The organism is Bacillus sp. FJAT-42376 (assembly GCF_003816055.1).
Classification (GTDB): Bacteria; Bacillota; Bacilli; order Bacillales; family Bacillaceae; genus Metabacillus_B.
In genome coordinates, this window is record NZ_CP033906.1 from 3,683,431 (window position 1) to 3,700,848 (window position 17,418).

General features: G+C 42.9%; 15 protein-coding genes. 5 read left to right on the plus strand and 10 right to left on the minus strand.

Going from position 1 to position 17,418, the window contains the following annotated elements; translation table 11 throughout:
• Positions 1–65 precede the first annotated feature (65 nt).
• The 4 genes from CEF21_RS18530 to CEF21_RS18545 form a co-directional block, all read right to left on the minus strand.
• Positions 66–1,691: a GGDEF domain-containing response regulator gene (locus tag CEF21_RS18530; protein WP_123918921.1), complete on the minus strand. Its 1,626-nt coding sequence runs from the start codon at positions 1,689–1,691 to the stop codon at positions 66–68.
• 175 nt (positions 1,692–1,866) lie between these two features.
• Positions 1,867–3,534 carry a glycoside hydrolase family 13 protein gene (locus CEF21_RS18535; protein WP_123918923.1) on the minus strand — a complete coding sequence of 556 codons (1,668 nt, stop codon included), beginning with the start codon at positions 3,532–3,534 and terminating at the stop codon, positions 1,867–1,869.
• Positions 3,535–4,034: 500 nt separating this feature from the next.
• Complete coding sequence (locus tag CEF21_RS18540) at positions 4,035–5,270, minus strand: dicarboxylate/amino acid:cation symporter (RefSeq protein WP_123918925.1); 1,236 nt, start codon at positions 5,268–5,270, stop codon at positions 4,035–4,037.
• An 86-nt stretch (positions 5,271–5,356) separates the two neighbouring features.
• Positions 5,357–6,679, minus strand: a complete 1,323-nt coding sequence (locus CEF21_RS18545) for a hemolysin family protein (RefSeq protein WP_123918927.1) — start codon at positions 6,677–6,679, stop codon at positions 5,357–5,359.
• 208 nt (positions 6,680–6,887) lie between these two features.
• On the opposite strand from CEF21_RS18545, the gene CEF21_RS18550 reads away from it, so the two are divergent.
• Both CEF21_RS18550 and CEF21_RS18555 read left to right on the plus strand, forming a co-directional pair.
• Complete coding sequence (locus CEF21_RS18550) at positions 6,888–7,262, plus strand: hypothetical protein (protein WP_241156709.1); 375 nt, start codon at positions 6,888–6,890, stop codon at positions 7,260–7,262.
• The gene (locus tag CEF21_RS18555; RefSeq protein WP_123918929.1) at positions 7,255–8,241 is read left to right on the plus strand and encodes a potassium channel family protein; all 987 of its coding nucleotides are present in this window, start codon (positions 7,255–7,257) and stop codon (positions 8,239–8,241) included. Before CEF21_RS18550 ends, CEF21_RS18555 begins: the two co-directional genes overlap by 8 nt.
• A gap of 110 nt (positions 8,242–8,351) precedes the next feature.
• Here the strand turns inward: CEF21_RS18555 and CEF21_RS18560 are convergent, their stop codons facing one another.
• Both CEF21_RS18560 and CEF21_RS18565 read right to left on the minus strand, forming a co-directional pair.
• Positions 8,352–8,756: a YugN-like family protein gene (locus CEF21_RS18560; RefSeq protein ID WP_123918931.1), complete on the minus strand. Its 405-nt coding sequence runs from the start codon at positions 8,754–8,756 to the stop codon at positions 8,352–8,354.
• Between the two features lie 93 nt (positions 8,757–8,849).
• Positions 8,850–10,199: a glucose-6-phosphate isomerase gene (locus CEF21_RS18565; protein ID WP_123918933.1), complete on the minus strand. Its 1,350-nt coding sequence runs from the start codon at positions 10,197–10,199 to the stop codon at positions 8,850–8,852.
• 174 nt (positions 10,200–10,373) lie between these two features.
• On the opposite strand from CEF21_RS18565, the gene CEF21_RS18570 reads away from it, so the two are divergent.
• Positions 10,374–10,898, plus strand: coding sequence for a GNAT family N-acetyltransferase (locus CEF21_RS18570; protein ID WP_164462242.1), 525 nt, complete (start codon positions 10,374–10,376; stop codon positions 10,896–10,898).
• A 111-nt stretch (positions 10,899–11,009) separates the two neighbouring features.
• Here the strand turns inward: CEF21_RS18570 and CEF21_RS18575 are convergent, their stop codons facing one another.
• Positions 11,010–12,173 (minus strand): iron-containing alcohol dehydrogenase, encoded by a 1,164-nt coding sequence (locus tag CEF21_RS18575; protein ID WP_123918937.1) that lies wholly within the window; start codon positions 12,171–12,173, stop codon positions 11,010–11,012.
• A gap of 189 nt (positions 12,174–12,362) precedes the next feature.
• On the opposite strand from CEF21_RS18575, the gene CEF21_RS18580 reads away from it, so the two are divergent.
• Together CEF21_RS18580 and CEF21_RS18585 are read left to right on the plus strand one after the other, a co-directional pair.
• Positions 12,363–12,596 carry a DUF378 domain-containing protein gene (locus tag CEF21_RS18580; RefSeq protein WP_123918939.1) on the plus strand — a complete coding sequence of 78 codons (234 nt, stop codon included), beginning with the start codon at positions 12,363–12,365 and terminating at the stop codon, positions 12,594–12,596.
• 124 nt (positions 12,597–12,720) lie between these two features.
• Positions 12,721–14,115, plus strand: coding sequence for an MDR family MFS transporter (locus tag CEF21_RS18585; RefSeq protein WP_123918941.1), 1,395 nt, complete (start codon positions 12,721–12,723; stop codon positions 14,113–14,115).
• A 52-nt stretch (positions 14,116–14,167) separates the two neighbouring features.
• Here CEF21_RS18585 and yugI read toward each other — a convergent pair whose 3' ends face one another.
• The 3 genes from yugI to CEF21_RS18600 all read right to left on the minus strand — a co-directional run bounded on the left by yugI (position 14,168) and on the right by CEF21_RS18600 (position 17,167).
• Positions 14,168–14,563: a S1 domain-containing post-transcriptional regulator GSP13 gene (yugI, locus tag CEF21_RS18590; RefSeq protein ID WP_123920397.1), complete on the minus strand. Its 396-nt coding sequence runs from the start codon at positions 14,561–14,563 to the stop codon at positions 14,168–14,170.
• 428 nt (positions 14,564–14,991) lie between these two features.
• A complete protein-coding gene (locus CEF21_RS18595) occupies positions 14,992–16,617 on the minus strand; it encodes a hypothetical protein (protein ID WP_123918943.1) in 1,626 nt (541 codons plus the stop codon).
• The gene (locus CEF21_RS18600) at positions 16,610–17,167 is read right to left on the minus strand and encodes an RNA polymerase sigma factor (protein ID WP_123918945.1); all 558 of its coding nucleotides are present in this window, start codon (positions 17,165–17,167) and stop codon (positions 16,610–16,612) included. The genes CEF21_RS18595 and CEF21_RS18600 overlap by 8 nt, the downstream gene beginning before the upstream one ends.
• Between the last annotated feature and the right edge of the window lie 251 nt (positions 17,168–17,418).

A 17,418-nucleotide genomic window follows, 5' to 3' on the forward strand; every position in this document is an offset into this window, starting at 1 on the left:
CCGGCAGTTAATGGTTTTCCTTCTTTTTATCGGTTTGAACCATCCATTTCTTCACTTGTCCGGGATCAGCTGCTGATTTTTTTTAGAAGATGGCGAATCCTTGATTCAATTTCTGCCAGCTTAAAAGGTTTCGTCAAATAATCATCCGCACCAAGCTTTAATGCCTTTTCAATGTCTTTTTCACTCGTCCTGTTTGTAAGCATCACCACTGTATATCGTTCCTGATCTTTAAGACTTCTGATCATCTTCAGGACTTCAATGCCGTCCATTTTCGGCATCATCCCATCCAGTATGATAAAAGAGGAAGCATCTTTTCCTTCCTCATGCCATCCGGATTGGCAAAACACGAATCCATCTTCAAAGGTTTGGATGGATAAGGTGAATTTCTTTTCCAGGCCGCTGTTTTCAAGAAGGTCTTTCAAAATGGTTCGGACAATGGGATCATCATCTACAATGGCAAACCGCAATGCTCTGCGAACCGGCTTGATTGCCAATGGATTTTGTTCAGATAGAATTTTTGCCCGCCCTTCCTGCTTCGCTCTGTATAGAGCATGATCGGCGGTCTCAATCGTCTTTTCCATTCCCTTTCCTCTGTCTGCAGAAGCTACCCCGGCAGAAAAGGAAACCGAAAATGTGTCTTTATTTGCCTTAAATTCCTTACTCATAAACTGATCAAGCATCCGGTGAAGGATTTGCTCTGCCCTTTGCGTATCGGTCCTTGGAAAAAGAACAAGGAACTCTTCTCCCCCATAGCGGAAGGGAAGGTCTCCTGTGCGGAGATCCTTTTTCAGCATTTCAGCAAAATCCCTCAGGACACGGTCTCCCATTAAATGCCCGTACGTGTCATTAATGGATTTAAAATGATCCAAATCAATTAAAGCTGCACTAAACGGCTGATTTTCACGTTCCATTTGTTCAGCAAGGCGGGTAAAAGACGGGAGCAGATGTTTTCTCGTATACACTCTCGTCAACTCGTCAAGCATAATCAGCTCTTTCATATTTTTTTTCTTCGTGACCAGCCTGCTGACACGCAGAATCAATTCATCGAGATCAAAAGGCTTTGGAATAAAATCATCCGCATCAAGCTGATAACTTTTCATTCTTGTTTCCTTTGTATCATCGACGCTCATCATCACTGCCGGTGTAAAACGGTAATTTGTATATCGTTTAAATTCTTCTAGTATATCAAGTCCGCTGCTTTCCTCCATGTGTACATCAATAATGACACAGGAAGGATCAAGATCAAAAAAGGCTCTTAATGCCTTTGAGGCCTCTGTGAAGGCCATTACAGCAAAGCCTTCCTGCTCAAGCGCATCCTTTACATACATCAGGAGGGCAGGATCATCATCAATAAGCATGACAAGATCTTTTTCTTCCGCAGTAAAGCCAGCAGACAGGGAATGACCTGCCTCCCTGTCCGCTTCTTCATCGTAAGCAATGGAAAGCAATGGGGAAAGAAAGCTCTGAAGGAGTTCCTTCGGCCATTTTTCTGACATTTTCTCTTCCGCTTCTTTCATCAGGACGGCCGCAGAACGCCCGATTTTAGGAAGTCCGATCGTCGGAGCGGTTCCTGCTAAAGAGTGGAGAAATTTATAGAGCTCTCCTCCCTCTATATCATTGGCTCCGTCATGCCAGCTTTGGAGCTGCTTTCTGATATTCTCAAGCAATTTTATTTTATATTTTTCCATCATAATCCCTCTGTTTTTATAGGTTCCTCTTTATTTTACCGATAGTTGCCTCTTAAAGCGTGAGCATTATGGGTAAAAGAAAAAGGCCCATTAAGCAAACAGAAAATCATTCGCTTAATGAGCCGCTGTATCCTTCTTGGTAAATAAAACTGGATTGAACTAGGTCAAATATACCATTTTATTCTGCAAAAAGATAGACACGGGTTTCATATGGTTTTAACGTTTCAGACGTCATATGTTTATGTGATCCGCATTCATAGTTTGATAACAGAAGGGACTCACTTGATAAAGGCAGTTTACTATACTGATAGAATGCTGGTTTAGAACTGATGTTGCTCATAATGAGTGCTTTTTGGGACCCAAGTGTTCTTGTATAAGCATAAATTTGTTTATCTTCAGGCAGAATTAAATCATAATCTCCGTAAACAAACACTTCATTTTCTTTTCGGATTTGAATTAATTGCTTAAAGAAATGATAAACAGAATCCGGGTCCGCCATCTGCGTCTCCACATTGATCGTTTCATAATTATCATTGATGCCGAACCATGGGGTTCCAGTTGTAAATCCGGCATTTTTTTCTTTATTCCACTGCATCGGTGTACGGGAATTATCACGGCCCTTCAGCCAGATAACTTCCATAATTTCCTGATGCGGACGGCCCTTCTCTGTCTCAAATTTGTAGAGATTTTTCATCGCTACATCATCATAATCATTGATGGACGGGAAGCGGACATTTGTCATTCCAAGCTCCTGCCCCTGATAGATGAACGGCGTACCCTGCATGAAGAAATACATAGCAGCAAGCGCTTTTGCACTCTCCGTTAAATATTCTTTATCATTTCCCCATGTTGAAACAGAACGGGGCTGATCATGGTTTTCAAGGAAAAGGGCATTCCACCCGCTGCCTTCAAGACCTTTTTGCCATTTTGTCAGAGTGTTTTTTAACTCAACGAGGTCTACGTGGCCTTCTGTGCCATTGTCCCATAACCCGAGATGTTCAAACTGGAAAATCATATTGAAGATTCCGTCTTCATCTCCAACCCAATCTTCTGCCTGCTCCAGTTTAACTCCGTTCGCTTCGCCTACTGTCATAATGTCATAGCGCGCAAACGTTTGCGCTTTGAGCTCAGTTAAATACTCCATGATTCCGTCTACGTTCATGTGATAATCAAACGAAGAGACGTAATCCAGACCATGCGGATTAGGCAAATCCGGGAAGTTTTCTTTTTTATTAATGTGCGAAATCGCATCCACTCGGAATCCGTCGATTCCTTTATCCAGCCACCAATTAATCATGTCGTAAACAGCTGTGCGCATCTCTTTGTTTTTCCAGTTTAAATCCGGCTGTTTCGTCGCAAATACGTGCAGGTAATACTGGCCTGTCTTCTCATCCAGTTCCCATGAGGATCCGCTGAAAATACTTTCCCAGTTGTTGGGCTCTTTCCCGTCTTTTCCATCTCTCCATATATACCAGTCTCTTTTTGGGTTGTCCTTTGAAGAACGGGATTCAATAAACCATGGGTGCTCATCACTGGAATGGTTGACGACAAGGTCAAGAATCAGTTTCATGCCCCGTCCGTGAACCTCTTTCAACAGGAGATCAAAGTCTTCCATCGTTCCGAAATCTTCCATGATATCCTGGTAATCACTGATGTCATACCCGTTATCGGCGTTAGGAGACTTAAAAATCGGACAAATCCATATGACATCGATTCCAAGATCCTTTAAATAATCCAGTTTTGAGATAATTCCCTGGATGTCGCCAATTCCATCACCGTTTGAATCCATGAAGCTGCGCGGATATATTTGATAAGCCACCGCTTCTTTCCACCAGATTCGTTTCATGTCATGCCACTCCTTTATTTGTAAGGACATCTGCCCTATCGCGTATTCGCTTACATTTTAATCATTTAGAAGAGAAATTTCTAAATCATATTATACTCTAAAAATGTTAAAGATTGAACATATTTTGAGAGAAAATGAGGGAACTTATGAAAAGCGGAAGCGTTTTGAAAGAATGCCATACAGGTAAAGTGCACAGCGTTTTGCATACTCCCGTAAAATCTTAGACGCTGAAGCTGGACAAATCCATCCAACACATGGTGCTGATTGAACCGAAAAGCGCGAGAGCAGCAGACAGTCTCCATGCATGCCAAGAAAAAGCGAAAGCAAGCGTGGAATCTTTAGCCGATAATAACTGTGCTTATAAAAAAAGCTCTGTTACACTTGACTGTTGATTTCCGCTGCAGGCGCTCGCTTTCCACTACAATCAACTGGTGTTAAAATCAGCAAAATGCTTTAACATAGCCATAAAAAAAGCCCAGAAAATTCTGGGCCTTTCCTGATTAAGCCGTTTTGGACATCAGTTGGTCCGCGCGCTTTTTCATCCAGTTTTTACCTTCCACTACTCTCGACACAAGCATTCCCGCTGCGTTATCCCCTGTTACGTTCAGCATGGTAGCCGGAGGATCAATAATCGTTGAAATGGCTGCGATAATCGGCAGTGCTTCAGGAGGGAAGCCGTACAATGATAAGATGAGCATTTCACCGATCATCCCCCCGCTTGGAATCGCCCCCATAACCGTACCGACCAGAATGGCCACAAGTACAATGCTTGTCAGCGTTCCAAAATCAGAAAAATCTTTTCCGAATATCCCGAACAGGAAGACAATTTTTAATACGCCTCCAAGAACAGAGCCATCTTTATGAAGAGCCGCTCCAAGAGGAATGGTCGTTTCACTGATATCAGGTGCAATGCCCATTTTCTTTGTTGCTTCCAAGTTAACCGGTATCGATGCAGCACTCGAGCAAGTGGCAAGTGAGGTAACGGTTGGTGAAAGCATATTTCTCCAAAACACTTTAACCCCTTGTTTCTTCCCTGCCATAAATGCATATACGGTAAAGGCCGCAAAGAAATAGACAAAAGCAGAAATGTAATAAATGAGGCCTGATTTAAAATAAGTGCCTAAAAGCATCGGGCCATACTCTCCTACGAGTGTCGCAAAGTAAGCACCAAGGCCGATTGGAGCGTAATACATAATATAGGAGACAATTTTCATCATTACTTCAGAGCCTGAAGTCAGGAATGAGGAAAATGGCTTTCCTTTCTCCCCTATTGCAGAAACAGCGATCCCAAGCAGAACCGAAAAGACAATGAGGGAAAGCATATTGCTTCTTGAAAATAGGTCGGCAAAATCCGGAACGGTAAACGTACTTACGATTTGATCCGCAAGACTTACCTCTTCTACGGCGTCCGGTTTTTCTAAAGCCATTTTTACTCCTTCAGCCGGAGGGAATATATTGACAATGACAAGCATATAAAGGGCAGCAATGAATCCGGTGAATAAAAACACCCCAAGCATACTTCCCATTATTTTACCAAGACGCTTCGTCCCCCCCATCTTCGCAATAGATGATGCAATTGTAAAAAATACTAAAGGAACGACGACCGTGAACATCGCATTTAAGAAAATGTCGCCGAACGGTTTAAGGACAACAGCCTTTTCTCCAAAAATTAATCCAATTACCGCTCCAATAATGATGGAAGATAAAAGGATAATCGGAAAGCGATAAGCTTTCATAATAGAACCTCCATCCAATATCTCTAATAAGTGCAGAACAGGATAATGCTATCAGAAATAGTGGATGAATACAATGGTATTTCTTTTTAACAATCTTTGTTTTTCTCTTCCGGTACCATACTTGCCGCCGACTTTTTTACATCAATGAGTTTAATGTGATGTCCCTCAATTTCCATCACAAGGAAGGTCAGTGTGCCTTCGGATATGAATTCCCCCTGCTGAATATCAATTTTCTTTGTCAGCATCCAGCCTCCTAATGTATCCACTTCGTCTTCTTTAAGGTCGGAGCCGAGCAAATCATTGATTTCCTCAAGAAGGATTTTTCCGTCCGCAATATAATGTCCGTCCGCAATTTTCCTGATATAAGGCTGCTCATCTGTATCAAATTCGTCCCGGATATCCCCAACAATCTCTTCGACAATATCCTCTACCGTGACAAGACCTGCCGTACCCCCGTATTCATCAACAAGAATAGCCAGATGAATGCGGTCTTTTTGCATCCGGATCAGCAAATCCTGAATGGGAATGGTTTCAATTACTTTTATGACAGGCCGGATCATATCTTTCATCTCGACTTCATTGTTCACATAAAGCGCGTGGAAAACTTCTTTTATATTGATAATGCCGACGATGTTATCTTTATCCTCAGCCTGGACCGGATACCTTGTATACCGCTCATTTCTCATGATCTCCATATTTTCCCGGACACTTGCGTTTTGTTCGACTGTTACCATCTCCGTTCTCGGCACCATAATTTCTCTTGCAAGACGGTTATCGAATTCAAAAATTTTGTTTACATATTTGTATTCAGACTGATTGATTTCTCCCTTTTCGAAGCTTTCCGACAAAATGATCCTCAGTTCTTCTTCACTTAATGCGACTTCGTGCTCTGAAGCCTGATGAAAGCCAAACAGTCTGACAATCGCTCGAGCGGATCCGTTCAGTGCCTTAATGAACGGGAACATGATTTTATAAAAAACGAGCAGCGGCCTTGCAAATAGGAGCGTGACTTCCTCTGCTTTTTGAATGGCAACCGTTTTTGGCGCCAATTCTCCGATTACAACATGCAGAAACGTAACAGCTGAAAAGGCAATGACAAAGGAGAGGATAGATGAAAACGGTTCCTGCAGCGACAGTTGATGAAAGAGCGGGTGCAGCAGTTTTTCTACCGTTGGCTCGCCAAGCCAACCCAGTCCTAATGCCGTAATGGTAATTCCAAGCTGGCAGGCTGAGAGTGCCTCATCAAGATTTGTAATCGCTTTTTCCACGAATACAGCTTTCTTGTTTCCTTCAGCGACAAGCTGATCGATACGCGATTTCCTTACTTTTACAACAGCAAATTCGGTCGCAACGAAAAACGCCGTTGCGGCAATTAATAAACATACAAGTGCTACATTGATCACAATCATGAAAGATCAAGCTCCTCCTCTTCCCTGTTCCTCTAAGCAAATATCATAATAAGCACGGCAAGCGGCAGAGATTCCGATACAGGTGCTTCTGAACGCTTGATAATCTGATTCCACGGACATGGCGGGCAGCCGCCGGCCCTTTCCATCATTGTTTTTTCCTTTATACCGCACCAGCCAAGCCAGTCCGGATGCCAAAGGGTTCTCTTAATTGTACGGTCAGCAGTTCCTGCTAGTAGTTTCTGCAGTTTTTTCTGGTCTATCCAGAAAGAAGATGCCAAAACGGGTGCATACTATCGGTAAAGGACCGATTACAGAAGGTGAAACGATGAAAATATCCGGCAGGGAAAAAGAGAATTTAAGCGAAGCCATTGACCAGATGAATGAAGCACTTGATGTGTTTATTCAAACATATAATCAATCTGAAGAAGATAAACCTGTCATTCGATTCACACAGGATACAGAACAATCCATTCGATCCGCTATGAAAATTTACGGAGAAGCAGTCATTGAGAAAAAAATCAATACGCTCATCAAAGAGTTTCTATCTTTTACTGAAAACAAAGCGGGTAAAAAGGATGGGTAAAAAATGGGTGATTCTGTGGCAGAAGCTCCCTGTTTATGCCAGGATTGCCCTATTTGTCCTTCTGCTCATATTTGTATTCGGAAATTTAATGACATGGATTGAGCCTGAAACCTATCCTACTCTGTTTGATGGTTTATGGTGGACGGTAGTGACCATATCCACCGTAGGCTTTGGAGATCTCGTCCCTAAAACGGTTTTAGGGAAAATGACCGGCATGATCATTATTTTACTTGGAGCCGCTTTTGCAACAGCCTTTTTCGCAGCATTTGCCGCTGCCGCTGTGGAGCTCCAAAATGGGCTGAAAAGAGGGAAGCTGATGTTTAAGGATCAAAACCACGTTGTCATTGTCGGATGGAATGCAAAATCAGCTGAAATCGTCCGATCTATGCTCAAAGCCTCTCCATCACAGCCAATTGTACTTATTGACCAAACACTTGAAGAATCCCCAAACGATCAGCTTCATTTTATTAAAGGCCCGGCCATTCAGGATCAAACCCTTATGCAGGCAAATATTACAAAAGCTAAAAGTATTGTGATAACCTCAGACCACCATAAAAATGAAACGGATGCGGACATGCAGACCATTCTCGTTATATTGGGGGTTAAAGGAATCAGCCCGGATACCTATACGATTGCCGAAATCCAAACCTCGCATCAGGCAGTTAATGCGAAACGTGCGGGAGCGGATGAAATTGTCAAAACCTTCGAACTGTCCAGCCATATAATGGTGAACGGCATTTTGCACAAACATTCTATTAAAGAAAGCACAGAAATGATGAACCCGGGAGAAGGAAAGCATATTGAAGTGGATGAAATTCCGGCTTCGCTTCATGATGTTCCATTTAAAGAACTGAGCCTTTTTTTTCTTGAACAAAACAGCATCCTTCTTGGAATTAAGCGCGGAGAGGAGCTTTATTATAACCCGCCTGCCCATTTCAGCATCCGCCAAGGAGATCAGGCCATTTTATTTATTTGCTGATCAAAGAAAAAGCTGGCCTAACCGGGAATCTCTTCCCTGCTTGGTCCAGCTTTTTCTTTAGGTGATTCTCCCGCTTAATCTAAATCAGAAAGAAAAGCAGTACAGGGATTTTATGAAAGCAGAACTGTTTCCAGCTCTTTTACAAGTGCTTTTCCTAAATCGATATATTTCTCCGGAAAAGAAGCGTCCTTATCCTGCGGCTCCGAAAATTGATTAAACGATGCCTGAAAGTTGCCAATCCTTGCATGATCATCCAGGCCGATTTGATATTTGTGGGATAATAAATAAGGTGTACCGAGCTCTACGGTTGTATTTCTGGAGTCCAGGGCCCCGCTTGCTGCAAAAAATGGGAGCCTTAGAAACTGATACCCCACTTCATCATCTATTTTGTAATCAAACGACCCTTTTTCATAATCCCAGCCCCCGCCGATGGAATAGCCCAGCGGTTTAAGTTCAGATTCCAAATCAAATAAATTATACTGCTGCCCTTCAAGCCTTGAAGGAATTTCAATCATTGGAACACCTCCGTTCTAACAGGTAGGTTTTCCTTTAGACACGCTTTCATGCAAAAAGGAACTGCCCAAAATTGGACAGTTCCTTTTGTCTTCTTATTTTAAGCGTTTTTCAAGCTCTGCTTTCTTCTCTTCAAATCCAGGTTTGCCAAGCAATGCAAACATGTTTACTTTGTAAGCTTCTACACCAGGCTGATCAAATGGATTCACTCCTAGCAGGTAACCGCTCATCGCACATGCAATCTCAAAGAAGTACGCAAGATAACCGAATGTATAAGCATCCATTTCTGGAACATTTACAATCAGATTCGGCACATCTCCATCTGTATGGGCAAGCATTGTTCCTTCAAACGCTCTTTTGTTAACAAAGTCCACGTTTTTTCCGGCAAGATAGTTCAAACCGTCAAGGTCATTTTCTTCCTCTTCGATCAGCAATTCATGACGGGAATTTTCCACGTTCAAGACTGTTTCAAACAGATCTCTGCGGCCTTCCTGAACGTATTGTCCAAGAGAGTGCAAGTCCGTTGAGAAGTTAGCTGAAGAAGGGAAAATGCCTTTTTGGTCTTTTCCTTCGCTTTCCCCGAAGAGCTGTTTCCACCACTCGGAGAAATATTGCAGACCAGGCTCATAATTGATCAGCATTTCGATGGTTTTGCCTTTGCTGTAAAGAACATTGCGGACTGCGGCATATTGGTAGGCAGCATTTTCTTCAAGCTCTGAACTGGAGAAATCGTTCATTGCATCCGCTGCACCCTTCATCATGGCTTCAATATCGTTTCCTGCGACCGCAATAGGAAGAAGTCCGACTGCTGTTAATACAGAATAGCGTCCGCCTACATCATCAGGGATTACGAAGCTTTCATAGCCTTCTTCATCAGCAAGCGTTTTAAGGGCACCGCGGGCTTTATCTGTTGTAGCATAAATGCGGGTACGCGCTTCTTCCTTTCCATACTTTTCTTCTAAAAGCTTGCGGAAAATACGGAAAGCAAGGGCAGGCTCTGTCGTTGTCCCCGATTTTGAAATAACGTTGATGGAGAAATCCTTATCTTTAAGAACGTCCATTAAATCTCTCATATAAGAAGAGCTTATGTTATTTCCAGCAAAAATGACTTGAGGAGTTTTTCTGTCTTCTTTAGAAAGAACATTGTAAAAAGAATGATTCAGCATTTCAATGGCAGCACGCGCTCCCAGGTAAGATCCGCCGATACCGATCACAATCAGAATATCGGAATCCTCTTTAATTTTCGCTGCACTCTTTTGGATGCGGCTGAATTCCTCTTTATCATAATTGACAGGAAGGTCTACCCATCCTAAGTAGTCACTTCCGGCACCTGTTTTTTCGTGTATGGAATGATGCGCTACTTTCACAAAATCGCGCAGATATGTAACTTCATGCTCATTGAAAAATGACAGCGCTTTGGAATAATCAAAACGAACATGTGTCATGGTTTCATCCTCCGATACTAAATTATTTGCCTCTTTCACTTTAACCAAAGTAAATCATGAAATCAAGCCAAGCCCGCACTGAAAGCGGTGCCATCAAAAAAATTCTTTTGATTCCTCCCGAAAAGCTGATACATTTATAGTTAGATGGTCATTTTTCGCTTATCGGAGGAATTCATGAGAACAACAATACGGTTTGCAACGATGGCAGATGCCTATAAAATGACGAGATACATTAAACGAATTCTTGGTGAAACCCCTTATATGATCAGTGAAGCAAGTGAATATCATCCTTCAATCGAAGACGAAGAATACTGGCTGAATCAAACGTATCAAGACGGAGGAATGATTCTGCTCGCCTTTTCAGGCAGGAGCCTGATTGGAATGCTGAGCGTTAACCGGCACAAAAGAAACCGGAGAAATCATGTCTGTTCCTTCGGCATTTCCGTCAGCAAAAGTTTTCAGGGACGCGGCCTCGGAAAAGAATTAATGAGAAGAATGATCGAGTGGTGCAGAAGTGAACCGGGCCTTGAAAAAATAACCCTCGAGGTATTCTCCAACAATCACCATGCCATTCAACTGTATGAAAAACTTGGATTTCATGAAGAAGGCCGGTTGAGGAATGAGATTCGCTATCCAAACGGGCAATACGCCGATATGATCACGATGGCCCTGTTCCTTCACCGTGGATCCATTAGATAAGCAAGTCCTGGATAGAGAAATGAATGAAAGGGAAACCCCCCGGTAAGCCGGGGGGTTTTTTTGTATGAATGGTTACTGAACAAACCCTTTGGTAAACAGCAGCAGTCTTTTTTATAAAGAAGCCTGCAGAATGTCTACTACGTCTTGTTTTTTCAAGGACTTAAAGCGTCCAAACTCACCATTGATCATTGCCTTGTCGGCAATTAAGTCAATGTTCTCATCATTAATGTCATAATCCGCAAGACGTTCAGGAGCTCCCAGACTGCTCCAGAATTCACGGAGACGGCTGATCCCTTCAAGCGCTGTCTCTTCATCTGATTTTCCTTCTGGATTCACATCAAATACACGTACAGCAAGCTGCTTGAAGCGGCTTACATCCACATGGAGATTATGCTTCATCCAGTTCGGGAACAGAATCGCCAATCCGCCTGCATGCGGGATATCGTATACAGCTGATACAGCATGCTCGATATTATGAGACGCCCAGTCTCCTGGTGCACCCATTTGGAGAGTCCCGTTAAGAGCAATCGTTCCATTGTAGAGAATGGTTTCGCGATGTTCGTAATTCTCCAGATCTTCCAGCAGTTTAGGAGCTGTTTCAATGACGGTTTTCAAAACAGATTCGCACATGCGGTCCTGAAGAGGTGTGTTCTCTGCACGGTTGAAATACTGTTCGAATACATGGGACATCATATCCACGATCCCGTAAACTGTGTGGTCTTTAGGAACCGTAAATGTGTTTACCGGATCAAGAATAGAGAATTTAGGGAATGTCAGCGGGCTTCCCCAGCCGTATTTCTCCTGTGTTTCCCAATTTGTGATAACAGAACCGGCATTCATTTCTGAACCTGTTGCCGCAAGGGTAAGAACTGTTCCAAATGGAAGCGCGTCTGCCGGAGTATATTTTTTTGTAACAATATCCCATGCATCCCCGTCATATTTAGCACCTGCTGCAATGGCTTTTGTACAGTCAATTACACTGCCTCCTCCGACTGCAAGGATTACATCGATTCCTTCCGTCTTACAGATGTCTACACCTTTTCTGACCGTTGTCAGACGGGGATTGGGTTCAACCCCTGCAAGCTCAGAGACTTCTGCGCCTATTTCATTCAGGACAGAAAGGACCTGATCATAAAGACCGCTTCTTTTAATGCTTCCGCCTCCGTATACAAGCAGAACTTTCTTCCCGTACTGAGGAAGTTCATTTTTCAGCTGCTCGAGCTGGCCTTTTCCAAAAATCAGCTTTGTAGGATTGTAGTATGTAAAGTTATCCACAATAAATCGCCTCCTTAAATTTACACCTGTATTATGGACTCTCAGCTATCCCCTTGTAAAGAAATGCGCTCCAGTTAGTATGTCTTTACAAAGGGATGTTATGATTTTTTTTTCAAGCATCATCCATGCATAATTTTTTTCTTTCATCACAAATTAAAGGGGAACTACTTAACATCAGGAGGTATTAGCATGAGTGGAATTCAGCGTGCAGCGCTTGTTCTTACGATTATCGGAGCCATTAACTGGGGACTGATCGGATTCTTCCAATTCGATTTGGTTGCGGCCATTTTTGGAGGGCAAAATGCAGCTCTTTCCCGCATTATTTACGGCTTAGTCGGAATAGCTGGTTTAATCAACCTTGGGCTTCTGTTTAAGCCGGCAGCGGAATTGGGCCGTACCGAACCTAAACCGGAAGTCAGATAGCTAAAAGCAGGACACCCCTTACCGGGTGTCCTTTTTTTACGCAGCGCCAACACCTTCATCCGTTTAAAAATTGTCCAGCAGGCTATATTCATTATAAATTTTTTTAAACGGAGAGGGTTTTACCATGGAAAATACTGCCTCCCAGTCCCGGGACGGATTAAACGTCATCCCTATAGTCGCTGTCCTCATTTCAGGAGCGTTCATCGCTATTTTAAACCAGACACTTCTCGCCACTGCACTCCCCCAAATTATGAAGGATTTACATCTATCCTCCAGCACAGCCCAGTGGCTGCAAACCATTTTTCTTCTTGTAAATGGGATTATGATTCCGATTACCGCGTTTTTAACCGGAAAATTTAAAACCCGTTTTCTTTACCTTAGTGCCGTGGGGCTTTTTGCCTCAGGTACCTTTATCTGCGCGGTTGCACCTGGATTTGCCGCATTGATGGCAGGCCGGATTCTGCAGGGAGCCGGAGCAGGAATTATTATCCCCCTCATCCAGACGGTACTGTTCGTGCTTTTTCCGATTGAAAAACGCGGGCAGGCTATGGGTTTTTTTGGTCTTGTTATTTCTTTTGCACCGGCAATCGGACCTACTCTTTCTGGCTGGCTGATTGATCAATATTCGTGGAGATCCCTTTTTTATGTCGTGCTTCCAATTGCCATTATTGACTTTATCATCGCCTGGGCTGTTATTAAGAATGTAACAAAGCAAACGCATCCCCATCTTGATTCCGCTTCAGTGATTCTATCCACAGCAGGTTTTGGCGGACTCCTGTTTGGTTTCAGCAGCGCTGGAAACACAGGCTGGACCAATCCTGCTGTGCTTGGCGCACTTCTCATCGGAGCGGTTTCCCTTACCGTTTTTATTTCAAGACAATTTAAACTGAAGGAGCCCATGCTTGAATTTAAGGTGTTTCGGAATCCTGTCTTTTCTGTCACGACAGCCATCGCTGCTATCGTCTTTCTCGTTATGATATCAAGCGCCACTATACTCCCGATTTTCATGCAAAACATGCTCGGCTATTCAGCCCTTAAATCAGGACTGATGCTGCTGCCGGGAGCGATTGTCATGGGGGCGCTGTCCCCAATTTCAGGAAAACTGTATGACCGGATTGGCGCCAGAAAACTGGCCATCCCGGGGCTTATCATTGCAGCCGTTACGACATTTATGATGAGCCGCCTATCGGCTTCAACGACATTTTTTTATTTATCAGCCGTAAATACCATCAGACTCTTTGGAGTTGGCCTCGTTATGATGCCTGTTACGACAGCAGGATTGAACCAGCTCCCTGATCACCTTATTTCCCACGGGACGGCTATGAATAACACGATGCGTCAGATTGCAGGGTCTATTGGAACGGCGATTCTTTTTACCGTAATCGCTTCTTCAAAAACGCCTTCTCATGGAGCAGAAGGAATGATTCACGGTGTAAACGTATCATTCATCGTAACAGGATGTATATGTGCTCTTGGTATCGGATTAGCCTTTATGATCAAAGAAAAAACGGATCAATAGTGGAAGAACAACGAAAAAGGCACCCTTTAGCAGGGTGCCTTTACATAATTAATTATTTTTTGGATTGTTCGATCCATTCTTCAAGCTTTTCTTTCAGTGTGTTGAATCCTTGAGAAGAATCACCTGAAGAGTAAGAAGTTGCTGCTGATGCTGCAGCCGGCTGTTTCTTTCTTGGCTGTTTTTTCACTTCCGGACGCTCTGGAGCATCTTGAGTAGCACGGATAGAAAGGCTCATTTTCCCAGCTTTTTCATCAATGGAAAGAACTTTAACTTGAACTTCTTCCCCAACTTTCAAATGCTCGTTAATGTCTTTTACAAAGCTATGAGTTACTTCAGAAATATGAACAAGGCCTTGAGTATCGCCATCAAGCGCTACAAACGCTCCGTAAGGCTGAATGCCTGTAATTTTTCCTGTATATACATTTCCAACTTCATAAGTGGCTGTCATCATTAAACACTCCTAAAAATTTATATTTCGCTCTACATATACGCAAGTAAAAAGTATATCATAAGTTGCTTATTTTTTCAAAAGACTCTTTTTAAAAGATGGCGGCTTTTCATTTAGTTCTTTCATGCGGAACCCTCTTTCCATTTCTCTGTGAAGGACTTCGCTTGGAGCCATGAAAAAGAGGCTGGCACAAAAGGTTTCCGGCTAATAAGAAAACTCTGTTTAACTTGGGTGTTGATTTCCGCTGCAGGCGCTCGCTTTCCGCTCCAATCAACAGGGTTAAAAAATCTTTAACATAGCGAATAAAAAAACCGAACGATTATCTGAAACTCTGGTATAGAGCTTCGTAATCGTTCGGTTTTATTGCTTTTCATGCTTTTTTCAGGACTACAATTTTAGTTTTGTCCCAGCTTCTTCCCGCTAATCTGTCACTGCCTTAAGATGAGTTGATTGTCTTTTATGGAAAAAGTCTTCTCTTTGCCTTCCGAAGAATACAGTTCAATGATTGTCAGACCTTCCTCTGATTGAGAAGATTCCGTAGAAATATACCGGACTTTATGATTTAAACTTTTATATTCCGGTTCCGCTTTTTCTGCTTCCTGTATAAATTCAGCTTTGGATTTTTTCTGATCCGTAAGAATATAAGCGATATCATAGTCCTTGTTGAGCACTGCATAGAAGTACATTCTCAGCGCGACTGCTTGTTGTGAACTCATGCTCCCTAAATATGGCCCTTCAGAAATCGATGCCTGCCCATCCTTCGAAGCTTTTAATTCCCCGTATTGATCTTTCATCTGGGCAGTTAAAGGCAGCAAATAGGCAGGAGACACATTTTCAGGGATCGAGGTCTGAAGGGCAGAAGAAATTTTCACCTTTTCACCTTTTTGAAGGGTTCCCTCTTTATACTTCTGATAGAGCGGAGCGATACTCTTGTATGTCTCTGATTCGGAAGCGTTTTGCCTCATTTTCTCTATGCTTGCCGTAAATTCAGGAGACGGGGACTTTATATTTGGATCAAAAAACCCCTTCAATATATAGTTTTGCAATAAATTGCGGTATACCATTTTTACTTCTTCCATTCGTCCGAAGTTCGGATTTTTTAAGGTGAATTCTTCAAGTTCCACAAGCCTTTCCGCTAAATCGGGATAGCTCTTTACGGAATTGTCAGCCAGAAACGGACTGTTTAAACTCAAATCTGACCAGTCACTAAAGGACGCCGATATCCTCCCGCCAAGCATCTTTTTTGGCCAGGTATAGTCCGGCTGTATATTTATCATCCCTTCACCTGCGTCAAAAAAACGGTATCCGGCTTTTCTGATCTCAGTTACGATTGGCTGCAGCTCTTTATTTCCATATGTTCCATCATTCATCGATGCAATCGCTGACTCGAAATTTTCCATATCAGCTGTAGCTTGGCCGGAAATCACTTCCCATTTTTCATTGTATCTCTCATACATCTGATCCTGCTTGGAAAGAAGAAGAAGAAGCTCTTCATCGGAAACCGTCTCCCCTTTCTCCGCCTTTTTCTGAAGCCCCGCCATTTGCTCATCGATTGTCGATACGTGTGATTCAATTTTCTCCTTAAGTTTTTCTGATTGAGTATCCAATTCCTTTTCGTTCGCAAAAGGCTGGTTTTCAAACTTCGCAATTGCTTCATTAGCTTCCTGCACGAATGGATACAGCCCCGCATCTTCATTATTCAGCTTTTTCTTTAACACTTCCAAAAGATTGCTGTAGTAGGCTTTAGCCTCTTCTGCTTTTTCCTTTATTTGTTCCTTTGCCGGCGGATGCTGCTCTTGCTGCATGATTCCCGGTTTTCCTTCACCAGGCGATGATTCCGGATGCTTCATCATTTGAAACGAAAGGAGGCCCCCGATTAAAACCACTCCGGCAAAGCTCGCGGCTGCTGGGAGACTCATGTAGCGAAAGCGTCTTTTTTTGCCTTCTTTCCCGATGATCCCTCTTGTGATTTCCTGTGCGTTCAGCCTGTCAGGCATCTCTTCATACGCCTGCTTCAGCCCGCTCAGCCGTTCTTCAAACATTTTGTCATCCATGTGTTTCACCTTCTCTCCTCTCAGATTCCTCCAGAGCTTTTTTAAGCATTCCTTTTCCTCTCAGAATTCGTGTTTTCACTGCCGGCAGGGTGAGTGAAAGAATCTCTGCAATCTCTTCGTATTTCTTTTCGTGGAAATAGAAGAGGATGATCGGCACCTTATATTTTTCATCCAGACTCTGAAGACAAATATGCAGAGTCCGGTCACTTTCATTTTTAAGAACGATTGCTTCTGCAGCAGGATATTCTTCCCGCTGTTCTTTCTGCAGCTTAAACACCTTTTTTATAGCTGAAGCCCTTTTTCTCCCCGCATCCCTTGTTACATTCAACGTAATTTTGTAAAGCCATGTTGAAAACTTCGCCCGCGTAAATTGATCGAGAAATCGATAGACACGGATAAATACTTCCTGGGTAATATCCTCTATATCATCCTGCCGATTTCCAAGCTGGTACGCGAATCGTTCAACGACCGGGCGGTAAATTTCTACCAGCTGCTGAAAAGCTGCGGCATTGCCCTTTTTGGCTCTGGCTACAAGTTCTTCTTCCTGCATAAAACTCTCCCCCCTTTCGCACATAAAACGCAAGCTTATACATAAAGGTTTCAAAAGGAATGCAGCAAATTTTTCGCGCATCAGGGATTTCAAATCATGCCATATGTAACCAATGCGTATTTAAAATGAGGGTTGCTCTGCTACACTTGGCTGTTGAATGCACGCCCGCTTTCCGCTCTAATCAACAGGTGTTACAGATTAGCATCATGCTGAGAAAAAAAATAAAAAAAGAGAAAAACAGGTTTATTCAA